Source organism: Polaromonas sp. P4_H1, from assembly GCF_056400945.1.
In genome coordinates this window covers 58,868-82,364 of record NZ_JBFUKG010000022.1, presented here as the reverse complement: position 1 = coordinate 82,364, position 23,497 = coordinate 58,868, and the positions used below count along the sequence as shown (strand labels likewise).

Here is a 23,497-nt window from a genome sequence, read left to right as displayed (position 1 = left end):
ATGACCACCCAAACCCTCGAACGCGCCATCAACCTCATGCGGCTGCTGGCCTCGGCCGGCCATGACGGCAGCCGACTGGCGGACCTGCAGCGTGACACCGGCCTCACCAAACCCACCGTGCACCGGATCCTGGACACGCTGAAGGGGGAGGGCTTTGTCGAACAGGTGGAAGACACCCGCCGCTACCGGCTCGGCAACGAACTGGCGGTGCTCGGCTGGTCCGCCGGACGCACCGTGTACGACCTCAAGGACCTGACCACAGAAGACGTGACCTCAGTGGCCACCAAGACCGGAGATACGAGCTACCTTGCGATCCGCAGCGGCAACGAAGCGGTGGTCATCGACCGCCAGACGGGTTCATACCCGGTCAAGGCATTCACAGTGGAAGTGGGAGCCCGTCGTCCTCTCGGCGTCGGCGCCACGGGGATTGCGCTGTTGGCCGCCTTGCAGCCGGATGCCGCGGAGGTGGTGCTCGATGCAATAGCGAGTCAGCTGGCGAATTACCCGAACACCGGCGTGAAGCAGGTGCGCGAAGCCGTCGCGGCGGCCCGCAAGGCAGGTTATGCGTTGAGCGACGGCTTCATGGTGAAGGGCGTGCGAGGACTCGCCATCACGATCGGCGACGGCGAAGGCCGCACCATTGCCGCCATTGGTACGGCGGCCATCAGTGACCGCATGACCGCCCGGCGCATTCCCGAAATCCTGAAGATCCTGAAGATGCACGCCAACAGCATCGAGCAGCGCGTGGTGGCGGCGAGCAGCAGGGCGCGTCACGGCAGCACACGCACTGTGGTGTCCCGCCGCTGAGCGTTGCTCACGGGCGAATGGTCCAATATCCGGAACATTTAAGAACGTTGTTGCCAATGACTGACACAACGCCGAAGATCACCTTCTCCCAAACGAGGTCCACTAAGTGGATCTTTCATGTCAAAGGAAAGAGGTTTCATGTTCAAGATCTTCGACCTGCTCAACGGCTCGCGGCTCACCCGCGAGTACGCGGAGCAGTGCCTTACCCACGGGGTGGAGGCCATCCTCATCACGATCAACAATTACCGCGGCATAAACCCCTTGCCCGACCTGCGGCAGTCGCTGCGCGAGCTGGCGGCGTATCGCAAACACCTCGCGACATTGCACGATGTCGTGCATGTGATCGAGCGCTTCGACGACTTCCAGCGGGCGCGCGAGCAACGCAAGGTCGGGGTCCTGATCGGATACCAGAACGTGCCTGGCGTGGAGCATGACCTGGGCATCCTGGAAATTTTCCACTGCGCGGGCGTGCGCTGCATCCAGATCGCGCACAACATCCGGAACCTGTATGCCGATGGCTGCGGAGAACCGCAGGACGGCGGGCTCTCCTCGCTCGGCCGCGAACTGGTGGCGACGCTCAACGATCTGGGCATCATCATGGACCTCTCACACACCGGAGATCGCAGCGGCATCGAAGTCATGGACGCGTCGCGCCATCCGGTCGCGGTGACCCACGCGAATTCGTACACCGTGTGCCCCAACTCCCGCAACCGGTCGGACGCACTGCTCGACCGGCTGAAAACAAATGGCGGCGTCATCGGCGTCTGCTACCTGCCGCCCATTGTCACCCTGCCCGGCAGCGCGAGGCCGACGCCGGCCGATGTCGCGAAGCATGTCGTGCACATCGCCCAGCGAATTGGCGTGGAGCACGTGGCCATCGGGACGGACTTCATCACGGACCAGCCGCCGGAGCGCTACCAGGAATTCATGCGCCGGCCCGACATCTACGGCACTTGGCCGTGGCGCTTCCCGGTGGAATCGCTCGCGCAGCAGCAGGAGTTCCTTGAGTCTCTGCAACCGGCAGGCTTCTCTGCCGCACAGGTGCAGGAGATCGCACGCGACAACGCGCTGCGCGTTTTCAAGGCGGTACTGTCATGAAGCGTCGCCACTTTTCCATCGCGCTCGCCTCCGCGGCCCTGCCCGCGCTGGCGCAGGACAACTTCCCCACCAAGCCCATCCGGATGCTGGTCCCATCCGCCGCGGGCGGCGGCATTGACCTGCTCGCGCGCATGTTCGCGCAAGCCATGTCCGAGCAGTTGGGCCAGCAGGTCGTCGTCGAGAACATGGGCGGCGGCGGCGGCACGATCGCATCGGCGACGGTTGCCCGCGCTGCTGCTGACGGGTACACGCTGATCTTTCAGGCGACGACAGCCGCGGTGAACGCTGCATCGCTGAGCAATCTGCAGTTCGATCCGGTAAAGAGCTTCCAGGCGGTGAGCTATGCGGCCCGCTTTCCCCTGGTGATGGTGGTGAATCCGGAAGTCCCCGCGAAGAACATCCGCGAGTTCATCGAGCTCGCCAAGAAGAACCCCGGCAAGTACAGCTTCGGCTCCGCCGGGACCGGCACCGGCACCCACCTTGCCGCCGAATGGCTCAAGAAGCGCGCAGGCATCGATCTGCTGCACGTGCCCTACAAAGGCACCGGCGCCGTGATGCCCGACCTGCTGGCCGGCCGCGTGCACGTGCTCTTCGACGGGCTTCCGCCACAGTCGGGAAATATCAAGACCGGCCGCGTGCGTCCTCTCGCCGTCACCACCCTGAAGCGCGCGCCGCAACTGCCGGACGTGCCGGCGCTCGCCGAGCTGTACCCGGGCTTCGACATGCCGTTCTGGACCGGCGTCTTCGCACCCGCGAACACCCCCAGACCGGTCGTCGACCGGATTCACGCCGCCATGCACAAGGCCATCGCGACTCCGCAGCTCTCGCAGAAGCTGCGCGAGTTCGGCGCCGAGGGCGTTGGCGCCAGCATCCGCGACTTCGACGAGTTCTGGAACAACCAGATCGCGCTGTACCGCGGCGTGCTGAGGGAAACCAACATCAAACTCGAGGGCAACTGACCATGGCTGCCGCAGCACAGTTGGGCGAATTGCCCATCGTCGATACCCACGCGCACATCTTCACGCAGCGCATGCCGCTGGCGGCGGACGCGTGGCGAACGCCCGTCCGGGAGGCGCGCGTCGAGGACTACCTCGCCACGCTCGACGCGCACCACATCCCGTTCGGTGTCATTGCCGCCGCCAGCATGTACGGCGACTACAACACCTACACGCTCGACGCGCTGCGCGACCACCCGCGACTGCGCGGAACCGTGATCGCCTCTCCCGACACGGAGCCCTACATCCTGCGGGAAATGGCGGACAACGGCGTCGTGGGCGTGCGCTGGGTATGGTTCCAGCGCGAACAACTGCCGGACGTCACCTCCCCGGAGTACCGCAAGTTCCTCGTGCGGCTCGCGGACCTTGACATGCACGTGCAGCTGCTGCTGGGCGGCGAGCGGCTCGGCCCGCTGGTCGAAGCGATCCAGAAGAGCGGGGTGAAGCTCGTCATCGACCACTTCGGCTTCCCCGACCCCGCGTTGGGCACGAAATGTCCCGGGTTCCAGGCTGCCTTGCGCGCCATTGACAACCAGCGCACCTGGGTGAAGCTCGCTGCCTGGCACCGGCTCGGCGCGAGCGGCACCGCGCTCACGCAGACACTCCTCTCCGCGGCCGGGCCCGAGCGCCTCATGTGGGGCACCGATTGGCCCTTCGTCGCGGCTCACGAAGGCTACACCTACCAGGACGCGATCGACGCCTTCATGACGGCTGTGCCCGACGCGGGCACCCGACGCGCGCTTTCCGAAACCGCATTGCGCTTCTACTTCTGGGGCCGCGAGTCCCGCACACCATGATCAAACTATTCATCACTCCCGCATCCCACTTCGTCCGCAAATGCAAGGTCACCATCAAGGAACTCGGCCTCGAGGATCGCTTCGAGTACATCCCAACCACGTGGCCGCACAACTGGGGCACCGACACCACGCCCTACGCGCCCGAATTCCTTGACGCCTCGCCGATCGCGCGCATCCCCGCTTTGGTCACCGAGGATGGGCTGAGGCTGTCCGACTCGTCGACGATCTGCGAGTACCTGAATGACGACTTGGGCGACTTCCGCCTTTGTCCCCGCTCCGGCCGAGAGCGCTGGGAAATCCTGTCGCTCGTCTCCATCGCGAGTAACGGCCTCATGGAGCCGCAGGTGTTCCGCCGGGCCGAAATGCTGCGCAAGCGCGAGGGCTCGCCAAACCCGCAGGAGTTCTCCCTGAACTACGTGCGCAAGATGATGGACCGACAGGACCGCAGCTACGCGTACCTGGAGAACATCGTCCACACCTTCCGCTCGGAGCCCGATCTCGGCCAGATCGCCGTGGCGTGCGCCTGCGCAACTTCCGATTTCCGTTTCCCCGAGGACGACTGGCGCAACCTGGCGCCCAAGTTGGCCAAGTGGTTCGACAAATTTAACCAGCGGCCTTCCATGCGCGAAACCGCCCAAGCCGAAACGCCGCGCTGAAAACCTTTAGGACAAACACCATGCAATACATGTATTACCGCGAAGAAAGCTCCAATCTCTGGTGCTGGACCCTTTATGGCGAAGACCGACGCAAGATGGCCGTCAGCGTCGAGAAGTACTACAACAAGGGAGACTGCCTTGCCGCCATCGAAAAGATCCGGGGCTCGGCGGATGCGACCGTAGTCGAGCGCACCACCTCGGGAGGAGCGGCATGAACACGGGCACGCTTTCGAAGGCAACCGGACAACTTGCCCGCATCGGCCACTGGATCGGCGGTGAAGCGTACTTTCCCGAGGGAAGCGCCGCCTCCAGCGTCTTCAACCCCGCCACCGGCGCGGTCCTGGCCGAAGCGGCGATGGCGACGCCTCAAGTCGTGGATGAGGCCGTGCGCAATGCGGCAGCGGCTTTTCCGAAATGGGCAGAGACGCCGCCGATCCGCCGGGCGCGGGTTCTCTTCCGTTTTCTCGAACTGCTCAATCGCGAGCGCGACGAACTGGCGCGTGCGATCACCCGCGAGCACGGCAAGGTGTTCTCGGATGCACAGGGAGAAGTGACGCGGGGCATCGAGGTCGTCGAGTTCGCCTGCGGCATCCCGAATCTGCTCAAGGGCGATCACACCGAGCAGGTCTCGACAGGTATCGACAACTGGACGGTGCGGCAGCCTCTCGGCGTCGTCGCCGGCATCACACCCTTCAACTTTCCGGTGATGGTCCCGATGTGGATGTTCCCTGTTGCAATCGCGGCGGGCAACACCTTTATCCTGAAGCCGAGTCCGCTCGATCCGACGCCTTCGCTGATCATCGCCCGTCTCCTGAAGGAAGCCGGCTTGCCGCCTGGCGTTTTCAACGTAGTCCAGGGTGACAAGGTCGCGGTCGATGCCCTGCTTGAGCATCCCGATGTGAAAGCGATCTCTTTTGTCGGTTCTACGACGATCGCGCAGAAGATTTACGAGACGGGGGCGCGGCACGGAAAGCGCGTGCAGGCGCTCGGCGGCGCCAAGAACCACATGGTTGTCCTGCCAGATGCGGATATGGAACAGGCCGCCGATGCACTCATTGGTGCCGCATATGGTTCCGCCGGCGAACGCTGCATGGCGGTGTCCGTTGGCGTCCTCGTCGGCGACGCCGCCGAGCGCATCATGCCGCTGCTCCAGGAAAAGACGCGCGCGCTGAAAGTGCGCGAGGGCACGGACCCCCACGCGGACATGGGTCCGATCGTGAGCAGCACGGCGCTCGAGCGGATCGTCGGCTACATCGACCGTGGCGAGCAGGAGGGTGCTCGCCTCCTCATCGACGGCCGCACGTTCAAGGGCAGTGCGGCGGGCGCCGGGTGCGAACACGGGTTCTGGATGGGCGGCACGTTGTTCGACCAAGTGAAGCCCGACATGAGCATCTACAAGGACGAAATCTTCGGACCGGTGCTGGGCTGCATGCGTGCTGCGGACCTCAGTGAAGCGATCCAGCTCGTCAACTCCCACGAATACGGCAACGGCGTGTGCCTCTTCACGCGAGACGGCAATTCGGCACGTGAGTTCTCGCGTCGGATCGAAGTCGGGATGGTCGGCATCAACGTGCCGCTCCCGGTGCCCATGGCATGGCATGGCTTCGGCGGCTGGAAGAAGAGCCTGTTCGGCGATTGCCACGTCTACGGCGAGGAGGGCGTGCGCTTCTACACCCGCCAGAAGTCGATCATGCAGCGCTGGCCCCAGGGACGCGCGGCCGGAGCCGATTTCGCTATGCCCACGTCCGCCTAGCGTTGTTCTCAACAGCGATCTTCAAATCTCCGGCCGCTGAAAACGCCCAATCCAAATCGCACGACACCGTGCGGAACACACACTCTTCAACTTATCGAGACCAACCCAAATGACTGAACGCAAACTTACCGGCAAAATCGCGCGCGAGCGCATTCGTCTGATGGAAGTTCCCCGGCCGGATCCCGTCCTCATCGAGGGGTTTCGCTCGCTGGGCGACGCCAGTGGCATTCTGTCGGACATCATGGACGAACTCGGCATCACCGGAGCGCTTCCCGCGAGTCGCTTCGCCCCCACGATGCCGGGCGCACGAATGGTGGGCCCGGCATTGACCGTGCGGAACATCGCGCTGCGCCAGCACCCTTACGAGGCAGCGCGCGCCAAGGTCAATCGGATGGCCGAATTCGAAGCACACAACCTGGCCCTGCCTGGCGACGTGGTCGTGATCGACGGTGTCTCGGGCGTGTCGAATATGGGCGGGATCTCGGCGCAAACCGGCAAGCGTCAGGGCGAGGCGGGTGCCGTCGTCAGTGGCGGCATCCGCGATGTGGCGCACTCCCGCAGTGTCTCCTATCCTCTCTGGGCGACGGAAATCACGCCTGTCACCGGCAAATGTCGCATCGAGACGGTGGAGATCAACGGCGACGTGAACATCGGAGGCATCCGGGTCTCTCCAGGCGACATCGTGCTGGCTGACGACACCGGCATCTGCTTCGTTCCACGCGAGCGCGCTCGGGAAGTGCTGGAACTCGCGCTGAAGAAGCACGCCGCCGAAGAGCGCAAGTGCCGCCTGATCGACGACGGGCTCGGCGTTGCGGACCTGCCCGCGAACGCCTGAGACAGCCGGGAAGGCACTAATCCTCGCCGACGGATGTTCTGGTGAACTTCCGTCGGCGAGGCAAGCGTGAGCGGGCCTCGGAAGTCCCTCGTATCGCCGTCACACCGCGCTGGACGGCTCCAGTCCGTTCTCGCGCCAGACCGGCGCATACTTTTCGGAGCGTAGATCCGCGACGAGCTCGGCCACTTGCGCAGGGTGTCTGGATTTGCAGAAAGCAGTCGCGAAATAGGGAATGCCTTGCTGCAGTTGCGCGGGCAAGGCAAGGATCTGGATCCCTGCGACCGGCAGAAGCTCGCTGATCTGCGAGACGCCAGCCTTCGCCGCTCCTCGCGCGATCACCTCGCCCACCGTCTCGCCGGGTTGCGGCATCACGGACTTGGCCGCGACCGCATCGGCGATGCCGAAGGACTCCAGCAGCCGCGTGAAGCTGGTGCCGCTCGGACCATGGCTCAAGGAGAAAGTGGCGACCTGCACCAGAAATGACCTGACCTGGTCCAACGTCCCCGTATCGGGCTTAGTCTCGCCGGCGGGAATGGCCAAGGCTGTCACGGAACGGGCGAGACTCTGCGTGCTGGTCCCATCCAGCACACCGCATTCCACAAGCTCGTTCGTCAGTGTCGCCGGGCCAATGAAAAGGTCTGCGGCGGTCTCCGTCGTCAGCTGCTTGCCCAGCACGGAGCCTGCCTCGTAGGAAATCCGCACCGCGCGCCCAGAGTCTCGTTCGTACGCAGGGATCAGGTGGCGCAGTGCTTCCCTGGGAGAAAGCGTGCTGAAAACGATCAACTCGGTTCCGTGATGGGTCGCCAGGCTCGGGGATTGCATGCTCCGTCCTTGAATGCTTGTCCGCATCGAGCCACTGTCTTCCTTCATCGCCGCCCCCGGGTTCTTGGTTCGTTGCATTCGCGCAGAACCTGCGCCTTCAGATCGTCGCCGTGCCGGCGGCGCATAACTGGCTTGGAATCCATGGTGTCCACCTATGTGCTTGGTGGACACCATTGTCGGCCACTGCTTCGCCTCTTTCAAGATGCCTTTGCCGGAAGCATACCGATGAACTACTCATTCAGCTTGAATGTCGGCTTGCTGCACGACGCGCTTCCAGCGCTCCGTCTCTGCTTTGAGGAATGCTCCGAACTCCTGTGGCGTCCCGCCGACTGATTCCGCCCCCTCAGCCATGAGCTTTTGCTGAACGTCTTTGTGGCTTAGCAGCGTGGCGATCTCGTGGTTCAACTTGCGAACCACTTCGGGAGGCGTCCCGGCGGGCGCAAGCACTCCGAACCAGGTACCTGTCTCCAGCGACACGCCTTGTTCGCGGAAGGTTGGAACGTTGGGCAACAAAGGGAGACGCTGCCTGGATGCGACGGCCAATGCCCTCAGCTTCCCGTCTTTCAGATTCGTAAGCACCGGCACAATGCTCGGAATAACCATGCTGGTCTCACCTGCCATGGTGGACAGCACGGCGGGTCCGCCTCCCTTGTACGGGACATGCAGAAACTTTGTGCCGCTGATGTCCTGGAATAGTTCCGTCACCAAGTGAGGCGATGACCCTTTGCCGAACGACGCGTAGCCTAGGGCACCCGGCTTGCTCTTGGCATACCGAATGAACTCAGTCAGAGACTTTGCAGGGACGGCAGGATTGACCACGAGAATCGCCGGAGAGTTCGCCACGAGGCTGACGGGTATCAGGTCCCGGTGAATATCGAATGGCAGCTTCTTGAAGAGACTGATGTTGGCCGTATGAGACGTACTTGCCATCAACAGCGTATAGCCGTCAGGTGCGGCTTTGGCGACAGCATCCGTACCGATGATCGTGCTTGCGCCTGCTCTGTTGTCGATAATGATCGATTGCCCCAAGCGTTCTCCCAACTTTTGACCAACCAGGCGGGCAATCAGGTCAACCCCTCCTCCAGGAGAGAACGGGACGATCAGCCGAATCGGCTTGCTTGGATAGGGCGTCTGCGCGAGTGCGCTTCCAGCGAAGCCGACTCCGAAGAGCGCGCAGCAAACGCTTGCAAGGACGTGCTTGAGAGTTCTGCCGCGACTCACTTGTACAGTTGCAAATGCATTCATGGTATGTCTCGTCGTTGTGTCGTGGATATCGGCGGGCGCATTCTTACTTGGCCGTAGGCATCACGAACTCGGCGCCCTTGCCAATGCTCTCGGGCCAGCGCTGCATGACCGACTTCTGCTTGGTGTAGAAGCGCACGCCTTCCTCGCCGTAGGCGTGCATGTCGCCGAACAGGCCCTTCTTCCAGCCGCCGAAGCCGTGCCAGGCCATGGGCACGGGGATCGGCACGTTGATGCCGACCATGCCGACCTGGATGTGGCGCGCGAACTCGCGTGCTCGAACATACGGCCTATTGACCCGGAACCAGGATCGTCGATTGATGCTCGGCCGAGACGGCCACTAGACGTTTGAGGTCAGGTGAGGCGGGCGAGATCTCTCGATCAATATGCTCGAACATCGACTCGAGTGCGTCGCGGCTACCCACATTGATCAACTGACCTCCGCCTTCGCCGAAACGGAACGAGTGAACAGTGCCCGCCGGCGTGTGCACGAGCGTCCCGGCTCGGGCGAGAACCCGCTGCTCCTGATCGCCGGTGCCGAACTTGAAAGCGATTTCGCCGCGCGTTACATAGAACGACTCGTCCCACGGGTGATGGTGCGGCGGCGGACCACTGCCTTCCACGCCGTCCTGCAGGAGGACTTCGTATGCGCCCGTCTTCTTGGCCGAGGCGAGGACCGTAATGCGCACACCGACGACCTCGAGTGGGCGCGGGTAGCCGGCGGGTTCGATGAAGAAGGCGGACCGTTTAATGGAATCCATGGGTGTCTCCTGAAAATTTTGAGATGGGCACCGCACTGAGCTAGGCGCTACGAGTAGGGTGATTCATAACTGGCCTGCGGCAAAAAAAGCGAACTTGCGTTTGTTGCCAAGCAACCGCCGAGACATGCGCATCGGTTTGCAGATACTATATGGTATCTGAAAATACTGCAAGCACCCGAAAGCGGATTTACTCAATCAGGAGACACCGCCCATGGCATCCACCTTGAAACCGGGGCGAGTCTGCTCATCCCGTATGGCGGTGGCGCGGTGCCCTACACCCTGGGACGCTACCGTGCCCTTGCTGAGATGCTGAAGAGCCAGGCCCGAAGGAGCTTTCCAGAACAGTGCGTATTTCGGCACCTGCGCTTACGCGTTAGGGCGTGGCTGGCCTGTGAAGTCCTGGGGTTTCAATGGATGAAAAACCTGGCTCCAAATAGGAGCCTGGCGGATCGGTGAAAACCCACTTGACATTCAAATTGGTTTTCAGATACCGTATGGTATCAACAGTTGTAGAACTGCTGTCAATACGCGGGGCTCCACTTTCTTTGTCGAGGCCGAACATTACAAATTTAAATGGAGACAAGATGGTGCATCTACAGGGCGGAGCAACTGCCAGCCCGCCACCATTGCTGGAAGTCGAGAACCTTAGCGTTCGCTTTGGGGGCGTGCAGGCCCTCACTAACGTCAATCTGGAGGTACGAGCCGGAGAGATCTGTGGCCTGATCGGTCCCAACGGTGCTGGCAAGACGACGCTGTTCAACTGCATCACCCGCATGTACGACGCGAGCGCGGGCAGCGTCAAGTTCGAGGGGCGGCGCATTGACATGCTGCCGACGCACCGGATCATCGCGGCAGGCGTCGCGCGCACCTTCCAAAACCTGGGTGTGTATGGCCGTATGACCGTGCTGGAAAACGTGATGTTGGGGGCGCACCATACATGCGGCCAGTCGGTGCTTCGCGCCTGGTTACGGCCGACCTACAGCGAACGGTCTGAGCGTGAGTTGTCCGATTGGTGTCGCTCCATTCTGGCCGACCTCGGCCTGGAGCGTGTCGCCGACGCCCCGGCGGCTTCCTTGCCTTATCCGGCGCTCAAGCGCGTGGAGATCGCGCGCGCACTCGCTGCACGCCCTCGCCTGCTGTTGCTCGACGAGCCGGCGGGCGGCCTGACCCATGGCGAAGTGACGGAGTTCGGGGAGTTGATCCAACGCATTCGTCAGACCCATAACCTGGCAGTGCTTCTGGTCGAGCACCACATGGGATTGGTCATGAATTTGTGCAGCCGCCTGGTCGTGCTGCATCTGGGAAAAAATTTGACTCAGGGCACGCCAGCCGAGGTGAGATCACATCCGGCGGTGGTGGCGGCCTATCTCGGGAGACCAGCATGAGTTTGCTCGCGGTTCAAGGACTCAATGCGGGCTACGGCCTGACCAAGGTCTTGCATCAGGTGTCCATCTCGGTGGAGCCCGGGGAAATCGTCGCGCTGCTGGGCGCCAACGGCGCGGGCAAGACAACCACTCTGCGCGCGCTGTCGGGTGTCATTCCGGCGCAGGGCCGCATCCTCTGCGATGGCGTCGATCTGATCGACCTGCACCCGGCCAAACGCGTGGAGATGGGACTGGCCCAAGTGCCGCAAGGACGGGGCACGTTCATCAACTTCAGCGTCGAGGAGAACCTCGAGCTGGGCGCCTACACGGTGAAATCCCGTCGCCAGATTGCCAGCGACATCGCGCGCTGGTTTGACGTTTTTCCGCGTCTGCGCGAACGTAGGCGGCAGCCCGCCGGCACACTCAGCGGCGGCGAACAACAGATGCTGGCAATCGCCCGCGCGCTCATGTCGCGCCCGCGGCTGCTCATGTGCGACGAGCCCTCGCTCGGCCTTGCGCCAGCCATCACGCAGGAGATGTTCAACATCTTTCGGCGCATCAACGAGGAGGAGCGAACCACCTTGCTCATCGTCGAGCAGAACGCAGACCTGACGCTGCGCATCGCGCACCGGGCCTATGTGATGGAAGTCGGCGCAATCACCACACAAGGGACGGCCGAGGAGCTGCTCGCCTCCCCGTCGATTCAGCGTTCTTACCTGGGAGCATGACATGCAGTTGCTTGTCCAACAAATCATCGACGGCCTGGCTGCAGGCGCCATCTACGGCGCATTGGCCCTGGCGCTTGTGCTTATTTACCGTGCCACTCACATTGTCAATTTCGGACAAGGAGAGATGGCCACGTTTTGCACCTATGTGGCCTGGCAGCTGCATGAGTGGGGCGCCCCCCTGTGGCTGGCCTTTTTGGGCGCCGCCATTATTGCCTTCGTGCTCGGGGTCGTCGTGTTCAGGACGATTGTACGGCCGGTATCCCGCGCACCGGTCGAAACCGTCGTTGTCGTGACGCTGGGCCTATTCCTGGTCTTCGATGCGCTTTGCTTATGGCTGTGGGGTTCCGATCAGCAAACCTTTCCCAGCATCTTTGCGGATGGCGGTTGGACGCTGGCCGGAGTGCGCCTGACCGCCAATGCGGTGGGCGTGGCCGGCGTGCTGTGCGTCATTGCCGTGCTGTTGGGTGCGCTATTCCGCTTCACGCGCTTGGGTCTTGCCATGCGTGCTTCCGCAGCGGATCGCGACAAGAGCGTGCTGGTGGGCATTCGCGTCGAAACCATGCTCATGTTCGGCTGGGGCCTGGCGGCGGTAGTGGGCTTCGTCGCGGCCGCACTGGTCGCGCCACGCCTGTTTCTCAGTCCGATCATGATGGCGCCAGTGCTCATCTACGCGCTGGCCTCGGCCACGCTCGGGGGGTGGGATAGCGCCGTCGGCGCGGTCGTCGGTGGCCTGCTGATCGGCGTGGTGGAGAGTGTCGGCGCTACTTTCCTGACATTCATCGGCGCGGAGCTGCGACTAGTGATCCCGATTGCCGTCACGCTCATTGTGCTCTTGTTTCGTCCGACCGGCCTGTTCGGTCAAAAAATGGTTGTCCGGGTATGAACTCCAAAAATCTTGATCTCAAGTCGGCGCTTGCGCTGATTGCATTGTTGGTGGTGGCGGCCGCGCTGCCGCTGCTGCTGCCCAAGTTCCTGCTGCTGCAGGTCAGCCTGGCCCTGGCTTATGCCATGGCTATCCTGGGCCTCAACCTGCTGCTGGGCTATGGCGGCCAGGTGTGCCTGGCCCAGGGCGCCTTCTTCGCCTGCGGGGCCTACACGACAGCCATCCTGGTGACCAAGGCAGGCTTTGATCCGATCATGACCCTGCCCATTGCTGCGGTCGTGACGGCGGCAATGGGCGTCGTCGTCGGACTGCCGGCGCTGCGACTGGGCGGGCTGCAACTGGCCATCGTGACCTTTGGCATTGCCGCCGTGGTGCCCCAGTTGATTCTCAAGTTCGACAAGCTGACCCATGGCGTCACCGGCATCAGCTTCGAGGCGCCTGCGCCGCCGTCATGGTTGCCGGTCGGCAGGGACGTGTGGCTGTACTGGCTGTCACTGCTGTGCGCGGCGGTCTGCGTGGCACTGATCCGGCGGATACTGCACGGCGACACCGGCCGTACGCTGCGCGCGATGCGGGATGATCCACTGATCGCTCAATCACTGGGCGTTCAGCTTACCAAGGCGAGGCTGTCGGCCTTCGCCGTCAGCGCCGGCTTCGCCGGACTCGGCGGCTCGATGTTCGCGATGCTCAACGCCTATGTCAGCCCTCAGTCATTCCTCGCCGCCAAGTCCATCGAAATCCTGATCGGCGCCATCGTCGGCGGCATCGCCAGTGTCAGCGGGGCTTTGCTGGGCGCATTGTTTGTCGTCTTTGTGCCAGAGTGGACTGCCGAATTCAGTCCAGCACTCGGCGGACTCGTCTATGGCGCCTGCCTGATCGTCATGATGCTGCTGGCCCGCGACGGCCTGGTCGGCCTCTTCACTACCTGGGGCTGCGCGCTGCGAAGCGCTGCTTCCCGTTATCGCTCACCCCACCCTGGGACATCGATTCCCACAACCATTGTCAAATAGGAGACAAACCCATGACAAATACCTCGATGATGCGCCACCTGACTTTTATGGCAGCGATTGCCGCAACCAGCCTGTCCTGCGTCAGCGCGTATGCCGCCAACGTCGGCATCACCGACACAACCATCAAGATCGGCGTCTCCGCACCCTTGACCGGTCCCGTGGCCGCGGTAGGCGCGATGTCCGAGGGCATCAAAGTACGCGTGGCCGCGGCCAACGCCGCCGGCGGCGTCAAGATGGGTGACGGCAAGACCCGCACCATCGAACTGGTAGTCCAGGATGACGCCATCGACCCACAGCGCACGCTGACCAACGTGCGCAAGATGGTCGAGCAAGGCGAAGTGTTCTCGCTGGTCGGCATTTCCGGCACACCCAACAACCAGGCCATCGGCCGCTACGTCGAGCAGAACAAGGTGCCCAACCTGTTCATGTACTCGGGCGTGCAGGAACTGCCGGAAAGCCTTACGTGGACGATCGGGCTGGTGCCCTCATTCACGACCGAGGCCGCCGCCTTCGCGGAGCACCTCAAGGCGAACAAGCCTGACGCCAAGGTAGCGATGCTGTTTCTCAACACCGAGACCGGGCTGACCTTCAAGGCCGGCTTCATGCAGGCGATCAAGGGCTCCCGCGTGCGCCTTGTCGCCGAGCAGCCCGTCACGCCAGTGGATCCGACGATCGACACGCAGATGAGCAACCTCAAGGCATCTGGAGCCGACACGCTGGTGATCATCGCACCGCCCCGGCAGGGTGCCCAGGCCGTGCGCGTGGCGGCCGAGAGCGGCTGGAACCCCACCACCATGCTGTCCTACATTGCCTCTTCGGTCGCTGCTCTCAAACCCGCGGGCCTGGCCAATGCCAAGGGGCTGATCACCAGCCAGTTCGTCAAGCCCGTCGACGCCCCCGCCTATGCCGCGGATGCCGGCGTGCGCCGCTACCTCGCCGATCATGCCAGTGCCAAGCCGCGCTTCGACAAGACCGACACCCAGGGCCAGATCGGCTACGTCACCGGGGAAGCGCTACTGCATGTACTGGAGACCATGAAGCAGCCCACGCGCCAGGCCATGCTCGATGCGGCTCGCAACATGAACAAGGCCCAACTCGGCATGCTGCTGCCGGGCATCACGCTTACCACCAAGGGTGATACCGACGTCTACCCAGTCGAAACTCTGCAACTGATGCGTTTCGATGGCGAGAACTACCAGCCGCTGGGCGGCCTCGTCTCGTTCGAAGGCCGGACGCCCAAGCACTGAGCATTCCTCTTCGCTGAACCTCCCAGCACATCCGAAAACGCGCGGGCGCCATGGCGTCCGCGCGGAGAGCTGCATGGAAGACCCAGAGGTCTTCCCTTCGCCCTCAAGACGCCAAAACTCCCCCACCCGCATGCAGGCAGTCCGCACCTTGCTGTCGATGCTTGAGATCATGAAGCAGCACACCTACCGAATCACCATCGAGCATCTCGCCGATCAAGACGGCAGTCCCGTCGCGACACCGGCCTTCACATTCCTGGCCAGGAACCACGACGACATTCCAGCCATCGTGCAGCGAGCAAGACCTTCGCTCCCATTCGATGCGGATGAGTCCTCCGCTCTTCTCGTGGGCCTGAAGCTCTTCGGCGAGGTGATGCTCGTCCACAGAAAGGACCCGCTGTTCGAGGAGTTCTATCCCCATGTCGGTAAGTTCATGCAGCGGCTCAAAGAGCTGTCCAACCGCTAGGACATGCCAATACTGCGCAGCATCCTTCCGTCAACCAGCTTGTCGGCCACACGGCCCATCCCCCAGATCTGACCAAGGGGGAACGGACCAGCCCTCCCGGTGCAGGCGGGAAACCCGCGTGTGGCCGTCCTTGAAACCATCTCGTTTGAGCATATGGTGCTCGCGCGGCTAACCACAGGGCACTCGGGCTGGAGTAGCGTCGCCCATGCGCATGACCAGTGCCGTGTCGTCACATGCGACCGACCGGTACTGGCACAGCACACGACTGAACTCAATGGCAGCGCAAGCCTTTCGCATCTTGCCCCATATCGCAACACCAGATCGACCGCCAGTTCGCGCTGCTGCCCTGGCTTCAAAACTCTTTTTCTGTGTCGCCCTTCAGCATGGCCTCGTCCAGACTCGTGTCGGCCACCAGGCGTTTGAGCTTGTTGTTCGCCTCCCCGAGCCATCGCAACCGGCACAGATTTCTTTGGCTCATGGTCACTTGCTCGCCCGCAATCGCCAATCGATGACGTACTGCCGAGTACGGGAAAACACGCATTTAACATACCAATAGGTTTATAGATACTTACTGGTATTCAAACTCTAAACGGTATGTTTTTTGGTTTCAATGACGCTTTCTGCTCGGGCCTCGAATGAATGGGCTCGTCAAGACGCATCCCGGGACTGAACAAAGCTGATCTTCCTCCGGCACCTGGATGCTCCCGCCTATCAGTAGGTGGGCAAGGAGATTTTTGGGGCATGCCAGTGGTGCCTATAAGCAACAACTTCCACATATGGAGGAGACAAAAATGAAATCTGGACTACCTATAAAGGCGTTAGCTGCAGCGGCTCTGATTGCGCATTCCGTGACGGGCCATGCCTTCGAATGGAGCGACAACCAGGTCAGTGTCCAGAGGGGGCTGCGGTTCGCAGAGCCGGGAACTGCGCAACCGATCCGCAAGAACGTCTACGAATTCGTCCACAACAGCGGCGACAAGCTCGGCACGAACCTCGTGCTCGGGCAGATCCTGGAATCCGACATGAACTACCCCGCCGCCGGCGGAGGGACTGGATCGCAGGAGTTCTATGGATTGCTGCGCCGTACCTTCTCGCTTTCGAAGCTTTCGGGTCGCGAATTCAAGTTCGGGCCCGTCCAGGATACGTCCCTGGCCTTCGTCTTCGAGCGGGATACGCTGAACACCCAGTTCGCGCCCGGGAAGCGAGCCTTCGCGGCCGGTCTGGCGTTCGATCTGCCCGTCACCCACGGATTCGGCGTTCTGAACGTCTATGCGTACAAGGAGCGGAACTACAACGGCATCACGGCGACGGAGGTGAACTTCGACACCGCGCTGATGCTGCACTCCGCCTGGTCCGTCCCATTCACCCTTGGGATCCCACTGACCTTCGCGGGCGATGCCAAGTACATCACCAGCAAGGGCAAGGACGGTTTCGGCAACGGCACGAAGCCCGAGTTCCGCCTGCACGCCGAATTGCTGACGCCCGTAGGGAAGGACACCGGGCTGCTCGTCGGCGTGGGCTACGAGCTGTGGAGGAACAAATACGGGGCAAACCAGAACGTGGTTCCCGGTGCGAAGCAGAACACGGCGCTCCTGATCGCCAGATACCACTTCTGATCGATACGTCTCAACCACGCCGGCGCCGCAAGGCGGTGCTGGCATCTAGGATACTTTCAACATGATCCACTCATTACTTCGACTCGCCGTTCTGACGCCGGCACTCCTCCTGAATGCCGCTCACGCTGGATGGGAGATTGATCCGTCCCACACCCATGTGAGCTTCCAGGTGTCGCATCTCGGAATCAGCAACACCCCAGGAATCTTCCGGAAAGTGGAAGGGCGTGTGACTTACGACGACAAGAACGTCGAGGCATCGAGCGTCGCGATCACCATCGACGCGGCATCGATCGATACCGTCGACGGCGCGCGCGATGGCGATCTGCGCAGCGCGGCCTGGTTCGATGCGGAGAAGAACCCGAAGATCAACTTTGTCTCAACGTCGGTTCGTCGTGTCGATGACAAGAACTATGTCATTTCCGGCAACTTGACCATTCGCGGCAAGACGCTTCCGGTGGACTTCAACACGGTGCTGACGAACCGCGCCGTGAATCCCTTCCTCAAGATTCCGATGGTCGGCTTCGTTGGCAATGCCAAGATCAAACGCAGTGACTTTGGCATGTCGCAGTATCCAGCGGTGATTGCCGACGAGGTCGAGCTGAAGATTGCGCTCGAGTTGCTTCAGAAACCGTGACGACCCGGACCCTCTGGCCGCGCAGGATCTGGTCTGGGGTACGCGCCGCGCGTCTGTGCGGTGAGTACCCCTGATGAGCCCGCTCACGTCAGAGGTCTATCCGACGACAGTTAACTCACCTGAAGGAATTCCATGCGCTATTACGGCAGTATCGCCATCGTTCTGCACTGGGTGCTTGCTTTGGCACTTGTCGGGTGCTTCTGTCTCGGGTTCTACATGACCGAGCTACCGATATCGCCCGGGCGACTGCGACTCTACAACTGGCACAAGTGGGTCGGTATCACGATCTTGTCCTTGTCGTTATTGCGATTGCTGTGGCGCTTGACACACCGACCGCCAGAGCATATTCGCATGCCGTCCTGGCAGAAAGGGATGGTGCGCGGTGTTCATGGCTTGCTGTACCTGCTGTTCGTGGCCGTGCCAGTCGCAGGCTGGGCCTACAGTTCGGCCGCCGGGTTTTCCATCGTCGTTTTTGGCGTTCTTCCCCTGCCGGACTTCGTGCCGGTGGACAAGGCGCTGGCAGAGGCTATCAAGCCCTGGCACGAGGGGCTCGCGTGGGCGATGGCATTACTCGCTATAGCGCACATCGGCGCAGCGCTCAAGCACCAATTCATAGACCGCGATGGCCTCCTGTCGCGAATGTGGTTCAACCCTATTCCAAGAGAGTGATCAATATGAAAGCCTGTCTTCCCGGCGTAATTTTGACCTTACTCGCGGCCACCTCGGCCTCCCCAACGTCGGCCCAACAAAGCCTAATTCCAGCACAAAGTGAAATCGCCTTCACGAGCACGCAGATGGGTGTGCCCGTGCATGGCAAGTTCAGGAGTTTCAATGCTCAGGTCGCATTTGATCCGAAAAAGCTCGAAACCAGCAAGATTGCATTCACCATCGATGTTGGCAGCGTCTCGTTAGGCGTGGCTGAGCTGGACGCCGAGGTGGCCAAACCTGCCTGGTTCGATGCCAAACGGTTTCCACAAGCGACGTACCAGAGCATCACCGTAAAAGAGGCCGGGAACGGCAAATTCGATGTCGTCGGCAAGCTAACAATAAAAGGCGCCGTCCGCGACCTCGTGGTGCCCGTTGCCATGGCGCAGACCACGGCTGGCACAAATGCGACTGGTGTCTTTGTGATCAAGCGCCTCGATTTCGGCATTGGCGATGGTGATTGGAAGGATACGTCACTGGTGAGCAACGAGGTGCAGGTTAAGTTCAAGCTTCTCCTGGCCGGAACTGCCGCGAAGTGACGCGGCCCCGGTCGCAGGCCGCCTCGGTTCGGCCCCGTCTTTACGACAAATTCATCGGTTCATGAAAATTAATAATTCGCAATTTCTGCGATGACCGCGAAAGCGGATAACAACCCAAACCTTATCCCGCGCGCAGTGGCGTGACCTGGGGAGATCTTGTTTCGCATGTTTCCGCAAGGCGCCGAGCCAGCCGATCCCGACGCGCTGGGCGGCCTGATCTCGTTCGAGGGCGTAACGCCCAAACACTATTGGTACAGCTTATGTATTTTCAAACCCTGCGGCGAGCTATTCCTGCCGCATTTCTCTTGCTAAATGCTGTCGCAGGCGTCTGCTTTTCTGCAGATGATTCGGTCAACATACCCAATCAAGTTGTGATCGGTCGCGTCTCACCCTTAGGCTCGCCCGCCTTTGGTGCAATGGCTAAACAGCGGGCCGCAGGAGCCGATGCGTACATTGCGAGCGTCAATGCCAGGGGTGGAATCGCCGGTCGCCGCATTGTGGTGAGGGACCGGGACGATCAGTACGAAGCAATCCGGGCGGCGCAGGAGGTTCAGTCCCTGATCGAAGTCGACAAGGTTTTGGCGTTGCTTGGGGCATTCGGCACGCCGACACTGCCAACAGTCATTGAACATGTTGAAAACGCGCGCGTGCCTCTAGTGGGTGCGGCAAGCATCTCGGATGAGGCACGTAAGCCTGCTCGTCGCTTCGTTTTTCCCGTAAGGATTTCTGCGCATCACGAGGCGACCACTACCGTGAGACACCAGGCCACGATAGGCGCTCGGCGTTTCACCGTGCTTTCGAGCAAGGAGGCATTTGGCCCCTCTGGTGCAAAAGCATATGCCGACGCGGTACGCGATGCGAAGTTGCCTTTGGAGGAAATCTCATTCAGCGCATCGGATGACCCAAAGCTCATCGCCGAGAAGATAAATAACAGCCGGCCGGACGTGATTTTTCTATCGATTATTCCCAAATTTTTTGCGCCTGTGGCGAAAGAATACCGCGCCATCAAAGGACATGCGAGGATGTTCGGCCTGTCAGTCATCAGAATAGAGGATCTGCATGCCGAACTGAGGCAACTATCGGAGGGAATTGCTCTTTCGCAGGCCGTTCCCTGGCCACTGAGTCCAACATCTCCATTGGCTATCGAGTACCGCGCGGCGCTGTCGTCGCACCTCCCCTCAGAGGCGCCGTCATACAACGGCATGGAAGGTTTCCTGGAAGCCAAAGTGCTGGTGGAGGGCCTTAGGCGTACTCGCCCGCCCCTGACTCGATCGAGCCTCGCCAGTGCTCTTGAAACCTTCAAACCCTATGAGATGGGTGATATCTCAGTGCACTACGGGTCTGCAAATCGTACGGGGTCAACCTACATAGAACTGGTCTTGCTCGGCGCAAATGGGAAACTCACCCGGTAGGTCATCGTCGGTCGTAAGGCCGGATAGGCAACACGCAGGTGATGTGCCAGGCGCTGGAATGCACACACAAGGGCTGGGGCCGCAGCATCATCATCATCGGCGTGGCCGAAGCCGGCGCCGAGATCAGCACCCGGCCCTTCCAGCTGGTTACCGGCCGCAAGTGGGAAGGCTCGGCCTTCGGCGGCGCGCGCGGTCGCACCGATATGCCCAAGATCGTCGATTGGTACATGGAAGGCAAGATCAACATCGATGACCTGATCACGCACACCATGCCGCTGGAGGACATCAACAAGGGTTTTGACCTGATGAAAAGCGGCGAATCGATTCGCGGCGTCGTGATTTACTGATCCTTGCTACCTCATCCTGTTTTTCCAGGAGCTGGCAACATCAGCGAATAAATCTGTGCATCCCTAGGCGGGAAGCCGCCGCAGGCAGAGACTGAGGCATTTAGCAGAATGCCCGGCGGTCGTGATGTCGGATTATGCCGCGGCTTTTATTTTCGGCCGAACCGTGCTGCTTCGCTTGCGTGCGGAGGGCGCAGCAGCCAAAGGGGTCTTCTCGGCCGGCGTCGAGCGCGCGCGCGACCGCTTTCCATAGGCGAGATGCAGGCCGGTCAGTACCAGGCGGACCAAGTCGCCCGACGTGGGGCCGGTCTTGAAGCCCGCCGCCGAGCCGTAGGTCAGCCCGAAGACGACGCCGCCCAGAGCCTCGGAATCGGCTGGTTCGGCGCCTTGCGGAAACATGCGAAACAAGATCTCCCCCAGGCCACGCCACTGCGCGCGAAATAGATTGGAGTGGCGCTCCCCGAAGGTCTGGTCACGTCGCGCACGCCGAAACAGCTCCAGCGCGAGCATCCCCCAGGTCGGATCGGCAGACCGGTTGACGGACCAGTTGCTGATGACCTCGATCATCTCCAGGGGATCGCGAACCTCGCGCAACAAGTCGGCGATCTCGGACACATCCTGTAGCGAATGCGTCTCCAGCAGCTCGAGGATGATTTCCTCTTTACTGTCGAAGTTGGAGTAAAACGCCCCCTTGCTGAAGCCCGCCTCTTCGGCGATGCGGTCAACCGACGCGTTTTCGTAACCCTCGCGCGCCACGACTGCTCGTGCAGACGCCAGCAATTTCGTGCGCGTGAGCATGCGGCTTTCTTCTCTGGTCAGGCGTGCCAATGTATGCCTTTCTTTGCTTCGAACCGAAAATTATCTCATCCCGATACGGACAGTATGCACGCGGCAGCCCAGAAAACCATAAATTCGGGCCCTTGCTTCTGCCACCGCCAGTTGAAGCCATTGATTTTGAGCACCGCATACCGGTTAGCAAGACTGCCGTGAAAAGCTTGCGCATAGGCAATCAGGCGGAGTGATTGCTTGGGCGGTCAGGCGGTCACGAGCGGACCGTCTTGGTACTGCTCGTCGGTAACCGGCTCCATCCATTCGACGTTCTTGCCATCGACCATCTCGGTGATCGCCAGGTGGGACATCGCTGTGGTGATGGCAGCTCCATGCCAGTGGCGCTTGCGACAGGGACACCAGACCACGTCGCCGGCGCGAATCTCGGTGCGTGCTCCGCCCTCGCACTGCGTCCACCCTACGCCAGAGAGAACGACGAGGGTCTGGCCGGCCGGGTGGAAGTGCCAGTTGGTGCGTGCGCCTGGCTCGAAGATCACGATGGATCCACCAGAACGACCTTCGCCGTCCGCCTGGAACGGACTATCGATGCGGACCGTGCCAGTGAAATACGAGGCCGGCGCCTTGGCGGATGGCTTGGATCCATTGCGGATGATCTTCATGAACAAGTCCTGAGTTTTGCGGGCGGGTGATCGCCCTCGGATTTCGGAAAACTATAGGTGGTGCCTGCTCCAAGCAGAAGGCCTGTGCCCTACTACCATCGGGCGGCGCGACCGCACCAAGACCTTCAGCACTGCAGATCTGCTTTGCCATCAGGTGCGCCAAAACAGCTGGGCTTGCTCGTGGGGCGCTGCGCAATCAGCGGCGAATTCTCCACGTCGGCCCGACATGAATTGCATTGCAGTGACGGGGCCCCAATTGTTCCCAAGACCCTGCTTGAGTTGTGCAACCGCTGACTCCATGGCTGGTTCACCATCAACAGCCACCAAGATCACATTCGCACACAGCTGCAGATGCTGGTAATCATTGACCATAAAATGTCGGCTTCGGAGAAGAATCGGCGACTCCTTGGGGCACATTGCCGCAGGTGGCCACGGTCCGCATTCCTGCCGCAAAAAATGTGCTTGCGCTTCCGGGCGATCAGCCCACAGTCGGACTCCCTCAATCAAGAAGGAGTCCACCATGGAAAACACCACAGACCACGAACAACACGCCCCCTGGAACAAGGGCGTGATCGTCGGACAAAAATCTCCATTCAAATTGAAGGAGATTTGGGCTATTCGGGTCCGCCTTCAACTTCAACACCGAGTTCGTGAACTCGCCATGTTCGACTTGGGATTGGACAGCAAACTGCGAGCCTGTGACCTGGTAAAGATGCGAGTGCGCGACATCTGCCATGGCGAACGCGTAGCGCCCCGAGCAACCGTGATGCAGCAAAAGACCTCGCGACCCGTTCAATTCGAAATTACCCAACCGACCCGTGACGCAGTCAGCGACTGGATCAAAGAGGCCAAACTTGGGCAGGACGAATACTTGTTCCCCAGTCGCATTCATGATTCCCCTCACATTGGAACCCGTCAATACGCCCGCATCGTTGATTCCTGGGTCACAGCGATTGGGCTGAATCCTTCCGAATACGGGACACATTCAATGCGGCGAACCAAAGCATCCTTGATCTACCGACGGACAAAAAATCTTCAGGCAGTGCAACTGCTTCTTGGCCACACCAAGCTGGAGAGCACCGTACGCTACCTTGGTATTGAGGTGGATGATGCTCTGGAGATGGCCGAGCAAACTGAGATTTAATCGGTAGTAGCTGCCCGGCAACAAAAACCGCGTGTTCGCTGGGCTGCCAGAAAGCGGGTACTGGCGGGCGTCGGGTTACGCTGGAGGCTGTGTGATAACGCATCGGCAAGCCGTATCATCATCGCGCGCTCCACGATTTCTCGGGTGCGTCAGATTTTCTTAATTAATGTTGTACCGCAGACCCTATACGGGAA

26 protein-coding genes and 2 pseudogenes are annotated in these 23,497 nt (G+C 61.2%); 21 read left to right on the top strand and 7 right to left on the bottom strand.

From position 1 onward, the window contains the following. The 8 genes from AC1DS5_RS22690 to AC1DS5_RS22655 all read left to right on the top strand — a co-directional run bounded on the left by AC1DS5_RS22690 (position 1) and on the right by AC1DS5_RS22655 (position 6,941). Positions 1 to 807, top strand: coding sequence for an IclR family transcriptional regulator (locus AC1DS5_RS22690; RefSeq protein WP_477720513.1), 807 nt, complete (start codon positions 1 to 3; stop codon positions 805 to 807). A gap of 138 nt (positions 808 to 945) precedes the next feature. Beyond that, positions 946 to 1,905 (top strand): dipeptidase, encoded by a 960-nt coding sequence (locus AC1DS5_RS22685; protein ID WP_477720512.1) that lies wholly within the window; start codon positions 946 to 948, stop codon positions 1,903 to 1,905. Beyond that, complete coding sequence (locus AC1DS5_RS22680) at positions 1,902 to 2,864, top strand: Bug family tripartite tricarboxylate transporter substrate binding protein (protein WP_477720511.1); 963 nt, start codon at positions 1,902 to 1,904, stop codon at positions 2,862 to 2,864. Before AC1DS5_RS22685 ends, AC1DS5_RS22680 begins: the two co-directional genes overlap by 4 nt. Before the next feature lie 2 nt (positions 2,865 to 2,866). After that, positions 2,867 to 3,697: an amidohydrolase family protein gene (locus AC1DS5_RS22675; RefSeq protein ID WP_477720510.1), complete on the top strand. Its 831-nt coding sequence runs from the start codon at positions 2,867 to 2,869 to the stop codon at positions 3,695 to 3,697. Beyond that, the gene (locus AC1DS5_RS22670; RefSeq protein ID WP_477720509.1) at positions 3,694 to 4,353 is read left to right on the top strand and encodes a glutathione S-transferase family protein; all 660 of its coding nucleotides are present in this window, start codon (positions 3,694 to 3,696) and stop codon (positions 4,351 to 4,353) included. Before AC1DS5_RS22675 ends, AC1DS5_RS22670 begins: the two co-directional genes overlap by 4 nt. A 20-nt stretch (positions 4,354 to 4,373) precedes the next feature. After that, on the top strand, positions 4,374 to 4,568 hold the full coding sequence (locus AC1DS5_RS22665) for a DUF1508 domain-containing protein (protein ID WP_477720508.1): 195 nt from the start codon (positions 4,374 to 4,376) through the stop codon (positions 4,566 to 4,568). Further along, positions 4,565 to 6,106 carry a CoA-acylating methylmalonate-semialdehyde dehydrogenase gene (locus AC1DS5_RS22660; protein WP_477720507.1) on the top strand — a complete coding sequence of 514 codons (1,542 nt, stop codon included), beginning with the start codon at positions 4,565 to 4,567 and terminating at the stop codon, positions 6,104 to 6,106. Before AC1DS5_RS22665 ends, AC1DS5_RS22660 begins: the two co-directional genes overlap by 4 nt. Before the next feature lie 109 nt (positions 6,107 to 6,215). Further along, positions 6,216 to 6,941: an RraA family protein gene (locus tag AC1DS5_RS22655; protein ID WP_477720506.1), complete on the top strand. Its 726-nt coding sequence runs from the start codon at positions 6,216 to 6,218 to the stop codon at positions 6,939 to 6,941. Positions 6,942 to 7,040: 99 nt separating this feature from the next. Here AC1DS5_RS22655 and AC1DS5_RS22650 read toward each other — a convergent pair whose 3' ends face one another. The 4 genes and pseudogenes from AC1DS5_RS22650 to AC1DS5_RS22635 all read right to left on the bottom strand — a co-directional run bounded on the left by AC1DS5_RS22650 (position 7,041) and on the right by AC1DS5_RS22635 (position 9,766). Then, the gene (locus tag AC1DS5_RS22650) at positions 7,041 to 7,841 is read right to left on the bottom strand and encodes a substrate-binding domain-containing protein (protein WP_477720505.1); all 801 of its coding nucleotides are present in this window, start codon (positions 7,839 to 7,841) and stop codon (positions 7,041 to 7,043) included. 156 nt (positions 7,842 to 7,997) lie between these two features. Then, positions 7,998 to 9,008 (bottom strand): tripartite tricarboxylate transporter substrate binding protein, encoded by a 1,011-nt coding sequence (locus AC1DS5_RS22645; protein ID WP_477720504.1) that lies wholly within the window; start codon positions 9,006 to 9,008, stop codon positions 7,998 to 8,000. Positions 9,009 to 9,051: 43 nt separating this feature from the next. Then, positions 9,052 to 9,282, bottom strand: a pseudogene (locus tag AC1DS5_RS22640) (aldehyde dehydrogenase family protein); the annotation flags it as partial. A 13-nt stretch (positions 9,283 to 9,295) separates the two neighbouring features. After that, a complete protein-coding gene (locus AC1DS5_RS22635) occupies positions 9,296 to 9,766 on the bottom strand; it encodes a cupin domain-containing protein (protein ID WP_477720503.1) in 471 nt (156 codons plus the stop codon). A gap of 584 nt (positions 9,767 to 10,350) precedes the next feature. Between AC1DS5_RS22635 and AC1DS5_RS22630 the strand changes: the two genes are divergently transcribed. The 6 genes from AC1DS5_RS22630 (at position 10,351) to AC1DS5_RS22605 (ending at position 15,461) form a co-directional block, all read left to right on the top strand. After that, positions 10,351 to 11,151 (top strand): ABC transporter ATP-binding protein, encoded by an 801-nt coding sequence (locus tag AC1DS5_RS22630; RefSeq protein ID WP_477720502.1) that lies wholly within the window; start codon positions 10,351 to 10,353, stop codon positions 11,149 to 11,151. Further along, positions 11,148 to 11,858 carry an ABC transporter ATP-binding protein gene (locus AC1DS5_RS22625; protein ID WP_477720501.1) on the top strand — a complete coding sequence of 237 codons (711 nt, stop codon included), beginning with the start codon at positions 11,148 to 11,150 and terminating at the stop codon, positions 11,856 to 11,858. The genes AC1DS5_RS22630 and AC1DS5_RS22625 overlap by 4 nt, the downstream gene beginning before the upstream one ends. A 1-nt stretch (position 11,859) precedes the next feature. Beyond that, positions 11,860 to 12,741 carry a branched-chain amino acid ABC transporter permease gene (locus AC1DS5_RS22620; RefSeq protein WP_477720500.1) on the top strand — a complete coding sequence of 294 codons (882 nt, stop codon included), beginning with the start codon at positions 11,860 to 11,862 and terminating at the stop codon, positions 12,739 to 12,741. Continuing rightward, entirely contained in the window at positions 12,738 to 13,751 is a 1,014-nt protein-coding gene (locus tag AC1DS5_RS22615) for a branched-chain amino acid ABC transporter permease (protein WP_477720499.1), read from the top strand. The genes AC1DS5_RS22620 and AC1DS5_RS22615 overlap by 4 nt, the downstream gene beginning before the upstream one ends. A gap of 11 nt (positions 13,752 to 13,762) precedes the next feature. Beyond that, positions 13,763 to 14,998 (top strand): ABC transporter substrate-binding protein, encoded by a 1,236-nt coding sequence (locus AC1DS5_RS22610; RefSeq protein ID WP_477720498.1) that lies wholly within the window; start codon positions 13,763 to 13,765, stop codon positions 14,996 to 14,998. A 73-nt stretch (positions 14,999 to 15,071) separates the two neighbouring features. Next, complete coding sequence (locus AC1DS5_RS22605) at positions 15,072 to 15,461, top strand: DUF3861 domain-containing protein (RefSeq protein WP_477720497.1); 390 nt, start codon at positions 15,072 to 15,074, stop codon at positions 15,459 to 15,461. A gap of 352 nt (positions 15,462 to 15,813) precedes the next feature. On the opposite strand, the gene AC1DS5_RS22600 is transcribed toward AC1DS5_RS22605, so the two are convergent. Next, positions 15,814 to 15,939: a hypothetical protein gene (locus AC1DS5_RS22600; RefSeq protein ID WP_477720496.1), complete on the bottom strand. Its 126-nt coding sequence runs from the start codon at positions 15,937 to 15,939 to the stop codon at positions 15,814 to 15,816. Positions 15,940 to 16,252: 313 nt separating this feature from the next. Here AC1DS5_RS22600 and AC1DS5_RS22595 point away from each other — a divergent pair, with 313 nt between their 5' ends. The 6 genes and pseudogenes from AC1DS5_RS22595 to AC1DS5_RS22570 all read left to right on the top strand — a co-directional run. Then, positions 16,253 to 17,077, top strand: a complete 825-nt coding sequence (locus AC1DS5_RS22595; RefSeq protein WP_477720495.1) for a hypothetical protein — start codon at positions 16,253 to 16,255, stop codon at positions 17,075 to 17,077. A gap of 61 nt (positions 17,078 to 17,138) precedes the next feature. Beyond that, positions 17,139 to 17,711: a YceI family protein gene (locus AC1DS5_RS22590; RefSeq protein ID WP_477720494.1), complete on the top strand. Its 573-nt coding sequence runs from the start codon at positions 17,139 to 17,141 to the stop codon at positions 17,709 to 17,711. A 132-nt stretch (positions 17,712 to 17,843) separates the two neighbouring features. Continuing rightward, positions 17,844 to 18,380: a cytochrome b gene (locus AC1DS5_RS22585; protein WP_477720493.1), complete on the top strand. Its 537-nt coding sequence runs from the start codon at positions 17,844 to 17,846 to the stop codon at positions 18,378 to 18,380. Positions 18,381 to 18,385: 5 nt separating this feature from the next. Continuing rightward, positions 18,386 to 18,955 (top strand): YceI family protein, encoded by a 570-nt coding sequence (locus AC1DS5_RS22580; RefSeq protein ID WP_477720492.1) that lies wholly within the window; start codon positions 18,386 to 18,388, stop codon positions 18,953 to 18,955. Positions 18,956 to 19,215: 260 nt separating this feature from the next. Next, on the top strand, positions 19,216 to 20,367 hold the full coding sequence (locus AC1DS5_RS22575) for an ABC transporter substrate-binding protein (RefSeq protein ID WP_477720491.1): 1,152 nt from the start codon (positions 19,216 to 19,218) through the stop codon (positions 20,365 to 20,367). A 23-nt stretch (positions 20,368 to 20,390) separates the two neighbouring features. Continuing rightward, a pseudogene (locus AC1DS5_RS22570) lies at positions 20,391 to 20,714 on the top strand (S-(hydroxymethyl)glutathione dehydrogenase); the annotation flags it as partial. A 132-nt stretch (positions 20,715 to 20,846) separates the two neighbouring features. Here AC1DS5_RS22570 and AC1DS5_RS22565 read toward each other — a convergent pair. Beyond that, positions 20,847 to 21,509 carry a TetR/AcrR family transcriptional regulator gene (locus AC1DS5_RS22565; RefSeq protein WP_477720490.1) on the bottom strand — a complete coding sequence of 221 codons (663 nt, stop codon included), beginning with the start codon at positions 21,507 to 21,509 and terminating at the stop codon, positions 20,847 to 20,849. 236 nt (positions 21,510 to 21,745) lie between these two features. Beyond that, complete coding sequence (locus AC1DS5_RS22560) at positions 21,746 to 22,159, bottom strand: (R)-mandelonitrile lyase (RefSeq protein WP_477720489.1); 414 nt, start codon at positions 22,157 to 22,159, stop codon at positions 21,746 to 21,748. A gap of 520 nt (positions 22,160 to 22,679) precedes the next feature. On the opposite strand from AC1DS5_RS22560, the gene AC1DS5_RS22555 reads away from it, so the two are divergent. Further along, positions 22,680 to 23,303, top strand: coding sequence for a tyrosine-type recombinase/integrase (locus AC1DS5_RS22555; RefSeq protein ID WP_477720488.1), 624 nt, complete (start codon positions 22,680 to 22,682; stop codon positions 23,301 to 23,303). Positions 23,304 to 23,497 lie beyond the last annotated feature (194 nt).